The sequence below is a fragment of the Rhodopirellula sp. J20-39 genome, assembly GCF_057365095.1.
Window position 1 is genome coordinate 3163494 of record NZ_CP195123.1, and the last position, 12247, is coordinate 3175740.

At 56.6% G+C, this 12247-nt stretch carries 1 protein-coding gene (running past one end of the window); it reads right to left on the bottom strand.

Annotated features, from left to right (window positions below; translation table 11 throughout):
* Window positions 1-12247, bottom strand: partial view of a LamG-like jellyroll fold domain-containing protein gene (locus ACR3ZL_RS11600; RefSeq protein WP_486173469.1) — the 3' portion only. The gene runs 9341 nt beyond the window's last position; only the last 12247 of its 21588 coding nucleotides appear in the window; its start codon lies beyond the right edge, outside the window; the stop codon is at window positions 1-3.

Below are 12247 nucleotides of genomic sequence, written 5' to 3' on the forward strand. Positions count from 1 at the left end.
TCAGTCGAGCATTTCTTCGACTCGGTCTTGAGCGACGTCGTCGTTGCGATACGCGTTGAGCAGGGTGGTAGGGTCGAGCATTCGCCAACTCGGGATGCCGGCGTACATTGTGGCCATGAACATACCGCCACGTAGTGCCCATAAGACGTAGCCGATCGACGCCAAACCGAGCGTGGTTCCGACGCCGCCGATGACGAACTCGCGATCGTCCGATTCGGTTACGACGGTGCTGGATGCGTCCGAACGGGAGTACCATGCCAATAGCGACGCGTCGTCGGTGTCGGCGAGCATGTCACTTAACATCGTGGAAATCGCTGAGCCAACAAAGCCGGGTGTCTCACCTTCGTATCGTTCGCGGCCAAGTAGGTTGTCAAGCTCGCTGCGTGAATCAAGTTGGCTGGAGATCAATCCATCGGAATCGTTTAGCCCCATCGCTTGATCGTCATCGTTACCGGAGCCACCTGACTGGTTGTTGGACCGTTGAGCTTGGGCACTCGCGCTTTGTCGGGATTCGTCTTCTGCGTTGGGGGCTAAGCCGCCGATCGGAGTGTTGCCGGAATCGCCGTCGGTACTGCCGGAGTCTCCGCCGTCACCGTCGCCGTCTGACGTTCCAGACCCTTCGCTTTCGCCAGTCCCTGATCCGCTGGTGTCTCCGCTTCCACTGCTGCTTCCACTACTGCTGGATCCGCCCGACCCGCTGCTGCCGGCTATGACTTCGATCGTCACCGTGGCCGGGTTCGTGCTTAGCAGGGCGCCGTCGTCGGCTCGGTATTGGAATGTATCCGTGCCGAAGTAGCCAGATACGGGTTGGTAAGTAACGGTGCCATCGGAAGCAACATTGAGTGAACCGTGGCTGGGGGCGACCACAATGACGATACCGAGCGTGTCGGAATCCACGTCAACATCGTTGACCGTAAAGTGCGCGGTCGTCAACGATAGTTGTTGTCCAGCTATGGTGTCGAACGAATCGTTGTACGCGATCGGAGCTTCGTTGATGTCACGAATTTGGATGATGTAGGTTTGCGTGACGAACGAACCATCGGACGATTCACTTCTCACCTCGACGGTATGTTGGGTGTCGAGTTCGTAGTTCAAAGGTGCTGTGGCCGATGTGACAATTTCGCCGGTCACGGGATCGATCGCGAATCGCCCGCCTGCATCATTGGTCAACGTGTGGGTGATCGTGTTGTCGCTTCCATCGCGGTCGATCGCCCCAACGGTAATCCCGACCGAGACACCCGCGCCGCTATTTTCGTCGACGATGTTGGTTGCTGGATCCGTGTCGCCTAATGCTTCGACATTGAATTCATTGATATCAATCAAGCTGACCGTGAAAGTCTCGGTATACGATGCGCCAAATGTGTCGGTGACTTCGATGTCAACGGTATGGGATGATGCATCTTCGTAGTCCAGCAGCGTTCCATCGACAACACGAATGTCACCGTTGGAATCGATGTAAAAGCGACCGCCAGCGTCGTCCGTTAGCGTGTAGGTGAAACTGTCACCGGTGTCGGCGTCCACTGGAGTCACGGAACCGACGATCGAATTGTCGGCTGCGTTTTCTTGGACCTCTAACGGACCAGCCGTCAGGTCACTGGGGGTATCGTTCGATCCTTCAATCGTGATCGAAATCTGTTGGGTCGATTTAGCGCCGTCGGCATCAACCATCGTGTACGTGAACGTGTCGTCGAGTGTGTCAGCTGCCGTTCGCAGTGCTTCGACAGCGGCGTTTGTATTATCAACGATGTATTGATAAGAACCGTCGCTTTGGATGCGGATCGTACCGAATTGTCCCGCGATTACTGCATTCACAGATCCATCGGCTTCGACGATCGAGCCCGCCGCGACACCGGTGACAGTCTTTGTGTCGCCATGATCGGCGTCGGTGTCATTGGTTAGGACGTTGCCGGTTGGGTTAAATCCAGGAGTCGCGTTGTTGATTCCGCCCGCTTCGGTCGCGGTGGCTGAATCGACGACGGCGATGGGACCGTCGTTGGTTCCGGTGATGGTAATCGTGACGGTTTCGGAGTCGCTAAGTGGCGTCCCGTTATCGTCGGTCACGCTGACGGTGTAGGTCAGGATCAGCGTGTCACCCGAATTTAGGAAGTCGAACGCTTCCCCGTTGCTGTCGAAGTTCCAGTTCAGGGTGGCGGAGGTGTTGGATCCATCCAAAACCGTGGACGGTGTCGCCGAAAGATAGCCTTCCAAGATCCCGTTGGTTAGCGTTGGGGGGATGCTCGGCACGCCGGAGCCCGAAACGACAACCTGGTCGACCGTGGCCATCACCACGTCTGAAATATCGAGGTCGGTGACCGTGAAGGAACCACTGGCGTCCAGCGGTAGATCGGTTTCCGTCAAGTTGCTCGATGCAGGACCGCCGGAAATGACTGGCGCGTCATTGGTACCAGTGATGGTGACGGTAATATCTTGAGTGATCGCGGCATTACCGGTTCCGCTATTGTCCGTCAGTGTGATCGTGTAAGTCGCCGTCACGGTTTCACCGGCAGCAAGGTAATCAGTCAGACTGTTGGCGACGCTGAAGTCCCAATCAATGGTGCCGTCGTTGGTACCGGATTGGCTTAGGTTCAGAGCAGAGTTCAACTCCGTCAATAGATCGGTCGGGATCGCTGGGCCGGTTGTGGCCGTGTTCACCAGTGCGACTGATGAGGTGAGTATGTCGGACTCATCGAGGTCAGCGAAGTTAACGCTGCCACTATCGCTAAGGTTAGGTGTCGATGCATCTTCGGTGACTGCACCCACGACGTCGTTGACCGTGATCGTCGGTTGATCGTTCGTGCCCGTAATCGTAACGGTCACCGTTTCGGTGTCGTTCAGCGGTGTGCCGTCATCATCGACGACGTTGACGGTGTAGGTCAGGATGAGCGTTTCACCATCGGCGAGGAAATCGAACGCTTCGGTGCCACTGTTGAAGTTCCACGTTAACGTTTTGGAGTCTTCCGTCCCATCGAGGATGGTGGTTGGAGTGACCGACAGATAGCCTTCTAAGGTTGCGTTGGTTAGGCCAGACGGGACGTTACTCGATCCGGTGCCGGTAACGACAACGGAGTCGACAGTCGCGGTAACTGTGTCCGTCAAGTCCACGTCGGAAACCGTGAACGATCCACTGCCAGATTGTCCCGTGTTGGTTTCGGTTAGGTCCAGAGTTTCTGGACCGCCAGTGATGATGGGGGCATCGTTCGTCCCGGTGACTGTGATGGTAACGGTGGCTTCATCATGGAGCGTTCCGGTACCGTTGTCGGTGACCCGGTAGACGAACGTGACATCACGAGTTTCGCCGGTGGCGAGGTCTTGGAAATCGGTTCCCGGATCAAACGTATAAGAACCATCGGGATTCACAACCACCAAGCCTTCGGTAGGGCCGGTGACGAGCGAGAACGTATGGGTGTCTCCCGGATCATCGTCGGTGACACTAAGCGTTCCGCCAACAATCGCACCATCTTCGGTCGCCGCATTCGTGTCATCGCTGGCCACAGGAGCGTCGTTGACCGAAGCGACCGAGACCGTCAACGTCACGTCGGTGTACTCGCCACGGGGATCGGTAGCCCGTACAACGATTTCCGCATTACCACTTAGGTTGTCGGCGAAGTCGAGGGTTAGCGTGTCGGCGCTGTTGTCCAGGCCAACCGATGTGAACAGGCCTGCGTTATTGTTGCTTTGAATCGAATAGGTCAGCTGACCGTCAGAGTGTTGCAAATCGGAGAACGCTGCGGCCAAGTCGATCACTTCATCGGGCGCGTCTTCGTTGACATTGACATCAGCCAAAGTGCCAGTCGGCGCGGTATTCAAGAACACGCCTGCTTCCCCAGCCACGTCGTCGTATTCGGTGTAGACCGTGAATCCGACAGCATCGCCGGTCAAGGTGATCCCCGTCCACGATCCGGTGCGATTGGTGTACGTCACCAAGTCGGTGTAGTCTCCGCCCGTTGTATTGCCCGTCACGTCAATGACCAGTGAACCCGCGGTCAGCGTCAAGTCACCACCGACAGCCAATTGCTGATACGAGCCTGTCGATGCGGCGCTGAGCCGAACGACCGCGCTGTTTTGGACGACGACATCATCCGTCACACTTCCGCCGCCGATCACCGTTCCGCCGTTGACCAACAATCCATCGACGGTGTCAACGTTGAAACCGGCCAAGTCGAGCGTGCCCGAATTGAGTTGCAGCAACTGAATCGTTTCGCCGTCGCCAAAGTCATCTAATAGCGAAGCGGTCCCCGAAGCCTTATCGATCACCACGGTGCCGTCGGTCAGGTCCGCACCCGAGATGGTTTGACTGCCGGTTCCGTTCAGCACGATGCCGAAATCACCGGTGACGTCGGCGTCGGTGCTGTGCACATTCCCCGCGACGTACAAGTCGCCTCCGCTGCTGTTGCCCGTCATGCCAGCGATCACAAGATTGCCATCGATATCGATGTCGCTGCTGAGCGAGAATTCAGCATCGTTGGCAAAATGAACATCGCCAAAGGTGACGCCCGCGGTATCAAGCTGAAGTCCCGCGCCGTCAAAACTGGTCGCAACGCTGGCGATGTCGACCGTTCCTGCCGTGTGAGTGAACGAACCTTGGAACGTGATGTCATCATCGAACGTCAACGTGCCGCTGGCTTTGTTGATGTCGACATTGCGAAGCATGGCAGCGGCGCTATCCGTTGTCACCGTTTGGTCGCCAGTGCCGTCGATGACGAAGATGGCATCGCCGGTCCAATCGGTATCCGCGGCATGAATGTCACCGCTGACCAACAGTCGACCATCGTTGTAGACTCCGTCGGTGAACGACATCAGACGTGTCAGGGTTAAATCGCCGTCAATATCGAAATCGCCAACGATCGAGATCGAGCCGCCGGTATTGACCACGACCGAAGCGAACGTGATTCCCTCGGCGTCGATCGTGCGAGACGCGTTGCCGGTCATTTGCAATGTTTGACCGTTGAAATCGACTGTGCCGCTGGTGTAGGTGACTTTTTGATAGACGTTCAGCGTGTCGGCAATCGTCACCGTGCCGCTGGAAGCAAAATCGATCGAACCGACCAGCGATGAAATGTCGACCAACTGACTGCCGGTGCCGTCGAGCACCCAGTCCGAACCACCGACGTTGGAACTGGCCGCGGATACATCGACGTTGCCGCCGAAATTCAATGTGGAGTTGACGACTTCCAGATTGATCGTGGATACAACGTTTCCGTCAACGTCCAGCGTGAAGCCAGCCGTATTGAGCGTGCCGGTACCCGAAAGCGTAGCGTCAGTCGCGACGTTGAAGGCTCGCTCGAATGTCAGGTCGCCCGAATAGTCTGCGGTCACGATGACTTCATGGACCGCACCGGCGAACGCCGCGTCAAGCGTTGCGTTTTTGGAACTGGTGACGTCAAAGACAACAATGTCATCCGCCTCGGGAACCAAGTCATGGTTCCAGTTGTCAGCGTCGGACCAATCGTTGGTCGTTCCGCCACCGTCCCAGACGAACACGGTTTGGCCAGGATTGACCGTGATTGCGACCGTCGTTGAATCGGTCAGGTTGCCGTCGTCGACTAAGACGACCAGGGACGCACTGCCGTTGTAGCCGGCTTGCGAGTCGTAATCTAAACCGTACAAGGCCGCGTCGATGTCGGCCACACTGCCGCTGAACTGCAGCGTTCCGTCACTGCCGTCGCCATCGATGACGGTCAGTCCCGAGGTTTGCGAAAGCGTGATCGCGGCATGGTCGGCGGTCACGGTCACCGTCAGGTTGTCTCCGTCGACATCGGCTGTATCAAGAATTCCTGCTCCCAAAATGTCAAACGTCAGCGAACCGCCTTCGTTGACCGTTGCGGTGGCGGGGCTGGAAACCGTCGGTGCATCGTTGACATCGGTGACCGTGATTCGTGCCACGGCGACTTCATCGCTGAATGCGGTCGTGCCACCGGTGCTGGCCGAGCTAACTTTGGTGCCAGCGGTTGATCCGTCGGTTTGATCCCACGCGACAAAGGTCAGGTTGCTTTGTTCGCCGTTGGCTTCATCGGGGATGAAACGAACCAAATCGGTATCTCGCAGAACCAGTGAACTGGCCGCACTGACGGTTCCGATGTCGGACCAATCGGTTCCACCGTTGACGGAGTATTCCCAGTGTCCGTTACTGGTGCTGGTGGCACGAATCGCAATGCCTTCTGCTGCACCCGAATCGGCGTCGGTGATGCCGGTGCCCGCGTTGCTGGCGAGGATTGACGCCACGGTTTGGCCGCTGTTGGTGACGTTGTCTTCGTCGATCGACGTGAACGTGTACAGGTAGGTGTCGTCCAGTTCGGGCGCGTCGTTGACGGATGTGATTTCGACATGTGTGCTGCCGCTTGCAATCAGTGCACCGCCGCTGCCTTGAGATCCTCCGTTGCCATCGTTGAATGTCCAATCGATTTGGACAGATTGCGGTGGAGCGTCGCTGGCGTTGGCGTAAGTGATTTGTTGAAGGATGTTGTTGACATCCGCGGTGGTGGGCACTTCGCCATTGGCGTCCGTGAACGTGATGGTCAACTCACCGTCGGTTCCAGCAGTGTCAAAGCTCGCGATGATTTCGCCGTTCTTGATCAGGTTGCTTCCTGACAAAGAAATTCCGTTTCCGTCGTTGAACGAGAACACGTCTTCGTCGCTGAGGGCCGTTTCTCGTCCGAGGGTCAAAACCGCGCCGGAGTAATTGCCTGAACCACCGCCGGCGGCATCGAGTTCGGCGTCGGCGACAACCGCATTCTCATCGAGGATGACTGCTGGACCATCTTCGACATAAGTCACCACGTCCTTGGTGAGCTGAATGTTGTCGAACAACACATCGTGTGTGTAGTCGGAAACTGGATTGTGCAGTAAACGGATTGCAATCCGGTCGCCCAGTACCGCAGTGTGCGATCCATCGGTCGTGAAATTGATGGTTCCCGATTCGGAGAAGTCGGTTTCGTAGGCGAGCCCCGAAACGCTGGACAAGATCGTTTCGGAGTTGTCACCGGCGATGGCGATCAGTTGAACGATGTAGTCGCCAACGGCACCGGTAGATCGCGCCACATTGAATGACAATTGATAGCTCGAGTTGGCTTCCAACGGTGCGTTCAGACCGGTCGCGTCCGTAGTTGCTCCGATTGTCGAGCCTTGGTAGACGCGGATTCCCTGGTCGCCATACGGGGTTGTGAAGCTACCGGAGTCTTCATCGACGTGGGACACATAGGATGGGTGACTGTCGCTGATCCATCCTGGCGGATCATCGGCGTCCGTGCCCGTCACATCAGGTGTCTCAAAACTATCCGTGAATAGGACGGTGGATGTGTTGGACAGCGTGGGGGCGTCGTTGATCGCGGTGATGTCCAGGTCCGCGGTTTCGGTCTCACTCGAAAACGCGGTTGCACCACCATTGGTACTGGCGTCTTGCAGCGAACCGTTGGAACCTGTGGTACGGTCCCATGCTCGGAATGTGATCGCGTCGCTGATCGTTCCATTGAAGTCAGCATCGCTTTCGAAGTAGATTCTTGTATTGCTATTGGCGTTCAACACGCGAGCGGATGAATCGCTGACGCTGCCTAAAGTGTTCCAGTTCGTGCCGCCATCAGTGGTGTACCACCACGTTCCGTTGGAAGAATCGGCTGCGGTGATCGCAATGCCGGTTTGTGGTGAATCATCCACGTCAGTGACGTTCCCACCGATCGAAACTAAGTCCGTGATGACGGTGCCGACGGCCCCTACCGGTGCGCCGGCATCTTCGGATTGAGTCGTTAACGTCAGGTCGGCAGAATTGTCCAACACGGGTGCGTCGTTGACCGCAGTCACGTTTCCTGTGACGACACCGTGCGAAATTGCGCCGGTGGAGGTCACGGCGGCAAGGTCACCGCCTGCGCGTCCATCGCTGTCTTGGATCAACCACGTCGACACAGTTGTCGAGCTGCCGTCGGTCTTGTCGACCTGGATGAGGTTGCCAGAGCTATCAGAGCCGTACAGATTGCCGTCCTCGCCGACGGTCAAGCCCGTGCTCGCGTCGCGGAAGTCGCCGAAGCTTGTCGGATTGTTCGACGGCGTTGCGTAATCATACGCGTACGTCGAGCTGGCGATCTCGTTGTACGTGTCGTTGTTCAAGTCATACGAGAAAAGCAGAGACGTGCGTAGGCTGTTGTCCGTGTCGTTGTGATCGGCGCGACCGTACAGAATGCCGGTCGCCTGATCGATGGCAATGTCGTCGTTGTTATTCCACTCGAACACATCGCCCGTCAGGTCAGCCACCTTCACCACGTCGCTGATCGTCGTGGGGTCCGAGAAGTCGACACGATACAGCGCATCGTCAACCGCGCTTCCCGCGGGTCTTGCCGTTGGAACCAAGTACAACGAACCGTTGTAGAAGGCTGCCGTTTGGTGCGTGTAGGCTGACGGAACGGGTGCCGTCCAACCGTCACCGGTGCTTTCGATGTTGCCGACTAAGGCAAGCGAACTGGTCGGTTCACCTCGCTGCCAAGCGTAGATTCCTCCATCGCTGGTGATGAAGTACGCCATGTCGGACGCCGCATCGTAGGCCATCGCGGTAGAATTGATCGAAAGATCACCGATCAGCGTCTTCTCGCCCGTGTCCAAATCAACCGAGAACAGTTGGCTCCCAAAGTCGGCTGCTGATTCAATGGACAATGATTGACCAGCCAATCCGCTGGCGGTGGGGCGGTCACTGACGCTGTATTCGAAAGAGATTGGTCCGTTGTAGTCAGCATCCGGTGTGAACGTCAGCGTGCCGTTGGCTTCTAGACGTACCGAACCATTGGCAACCGCAACACTGTTCCCTACCGAAATCGCTTGGCCGTCGACATGCGTGATTGTGAGCGTATCACCTTCGCTGTCCGTGTCGTTGCTCAAGACGTCAAAGTTGACGGACCCGTCTTCGGCGACAGTGAAGGCACTGGTGTCATCCACGGCGAGGACCGCGTCGTTCACCGGATCGACCGTCAGGTTGAACGTTCCCGTGTCGCTGAGCGATCCGTCACTGACCGTGAAGTTGAACGAGTCACTCGTCGTATCGCTGCCGTCGTGGAAATAGATCACCTGACCGGCGTCGAGCTGTGCCTGTGTGAATGTGGTGACCGGAGTCGACTTATCGGTGCTTAGTGCCAAAAAGCCGTTGGCCAGACCACTATCAACGGTGTAGACCAGTGTTGAATTGTCGTTGTCGGTGTCCGACGAAGAAAGGTTGTCCGGCGACAGGACAATCCCACCGCCCTCCGAAACTGTTTGTCCAGTCGATACGTCGACGGTCGGGGCGTCGTTTTCGGAAGTGATGTTGACGACCGTGTATCCGGTGGCGATTTGTTCGCCACCCGTGCCTTGCTGGTCCCCGATATTGTTGTCCGCGAAGGTCCAGTTCAGTTGATTACTGCTGCTCGGATCATTGTTGGTGTTTTCATATGCGATCGACTGAAGGACTTCGTTCACGATCGCTTGGTTCGCTGAACTGTTGAACCGCAGCGTAAGGGTGCCAGCGGAATTCACGTCCACGGTGCCGACTGTTTGCGAGCTCAGCACCAGGGCTCCGCTTTCGGTCAACGGATCGAGGTTGCCTGTTGCGGTGAACACATCGAATCCACTTGCGCCACCGTTTCGGACGATGGTTAACGTCGTATTGTCGTAGTTATCCAGCCCGGCTTCTATTTCGGCGTCAAATAACGTGACGTCGGTATCGAGAACCACTGCCGATCCGCCCTCGGTGAATCCGACCGTACCTAAAAGCCCGTCGATTTGCTTGACCGAAACGTTGTCGACCTTTCCATCAACCGCAGCGGTACCATCGGCTACGCCCGCCGTGTCCGAGGTGTCGGTAAACGTCAGTGTCGATGCCGATGAGTCAGCGGTGAACGTGTATTCGTAGCGAACAAAGCTGTTGCCATCGATGTCGGTGACAATTTGAGATGTGGTCAACAAGTTGCTGCTGCCATCAACCGTGACTTGCAGCGATTGGGTCTTTGTCGTCGATCCATCGCGATAATCGAATGTCAATTGGTAAGTTTGTCCGGCTTCGGTCGCGATCGTTTGCGAAGCGGTATGCGGACCAGCGACATCGCCGCCGCCAAAGTTCAGTTCGCCTGGGCCCAGATTGATCGCGGCCCCCGTCGTCGTCCAACCCGTCAGGTTCGTATCAAACGTACCGTTAGTGATCAATTCAGGACCAACAAACTCGGGCGCGTCATTAACATCAGCGATCGTCACCACCGATGCGACGCTGGTTGTCGTGTCGTTGACGCCATCGATGTCCGACTCGGTGACGGACTGCAGTGTCACGGTACGCGTCGCTCCGGTTGGTGCGTCGTTCAAGTTGTCATAGGCTGCTCCATCGATCAGTGTCTCTGCCTCGGCGGCACTGATTCCACCGGACTTGGTGATTGTCACGGTCGCTTGTGAGGCGGTGACCGAGACAGACACCTGATAGCCGTTCGTATCCGTGACACCCGAAACGAGATCGAGCAGTCGGAACGATTCGCCGTCGATTATCAAACGCTCGTCGCTTCCGTTACCGATGTCATCGACCGTTAAGACGATGGACTGGACCACTTCACCGGCTTCAACCAGATCAATACTTGCGTCGCTGAATAGTCCGACTGGCCCGCTTTCGGTCCAGGTCGGCGAATCAGCAGTCACCGATACGACCGGTGCGTCGTCGACTTCGTGAACCTTGATCACCAAAGTTTCAGTGGCCGAATCGTTATCGCCATCGTTGACCACAAAGGTCATCGTTCGATCGGTCGTGTCGGGATCGTCACTGGTGTTTTCAAACGTGATTTCGTTGATTGCGTTTTGGTAATCAGCGAAAGTGACCGAGTTCGCTGCATTGCTTGTCAACGTCAGCGTGATGGTACCATCAGCGGATAATTCACCCGCAGGAATTCCTGTGACTGAGATACCCAGTGCATTGATGGCCGATTCGTTAACGTGCAGGATGTCGCCTGCTTTACCATTGGTTAACGAAATGGTGACCGATTCGGCGTGAACGTCGTCGTTGTCGGTAATCTCAAAATCGGTGTCGATGATCGCGATCGGGCCGCCATCCTCGGTAAAGACCGTTGTGCCTTGGTTCGCCTCGATTGTGAAATCACTGATGTTCAGTTGATTGCTGGTGCTGGTGAAGTTGGCGAGCACCAATGGCGAAATGTAGGCTGTGCCGTGTCGGAACAATGTCTGGTTGGTGGCGCCACTGTCGTAGCCGCCACCTAGTGTGGTGGTGAATGTTGCGCCCGTCTCGTCAATGGCGAGGGCAGAGGCGAGTGGATATTGGTAAGTGCCTCCGGTGGGAGACGCGTTCCGAACCGCTTCGCCGGCCAAGATTGTGGGACCCGCCCAAGGCGTTCGTAGGGTTATGATTCCCGTCGAGTGGTCGATGGCATCCTGGTCCCAAAGATTGGTGACCGTGTTGCGTGTGTAGGTGTAGTCGTCGTAGGTTTCACCAAGGCTGTTTGTGTACCCGTACCAAGCAAAACTGCGATTGTTCAGAGACGACCCTTCGTACCATCCCGTTGCGTCGGACAAAACGATTTGAGTTGCACCGGCGACCAAGTCAACGGCAAGGGTCGTGTCCGCTGCACCGACTTGGTGCCCCGTCTGCATCGATGTGATTTGGTTGCCATCGATGTCATAGCTAAAGAACCCAAGGTAGTGGACTTCGCTTGGGTCGTAGTTGCCACCAGCCCCGTCGCCCGAAAAAGCAGTCGCGGTAATGTCATAGGTTTGACTGGGATCGATCGCGATCCAATTGTCCGATGCGATGGTCCCCTTGCCAAGAATTGAATTGGATGTGCTTCCACCAAAGTCTCCGATGAAGTTGTCAAAACCGGTCGAGATCGTCGGAATGTCATTCACCGACGTGACCGTCAAGTCAGCCGTTTCCGTGTCGGCGCTGAATGCCGTCGTCCCACCATTGGATGAAACGTCCACGGTGTTTCCGGGCGAACCGGCGGTTCGGTCCCACGCACGGAACGTAATCGCGTCGCTGATGGTGCCGTTGTAATCGGGGTCCGATTCAAAGTAGATACGAGTGTTCGAGTTCGCGTTCAGCAGCAGTGCCGATGAATCGCTGACACTGCCAACTGCGGTCCAGTTGACGCCGTTGTCTTGCGAATACCACCAGGTTCCGTTGGTCGTATCCGTTGCGGTCAACGCGATTCCTAATTGCGAAGCATCGGGGTCGGTCACATTGTCGTTACCGCCGCCTCCCTGCAGATCAACCAGGCTGTCAATGGACGTTCCAACGGCACCGACG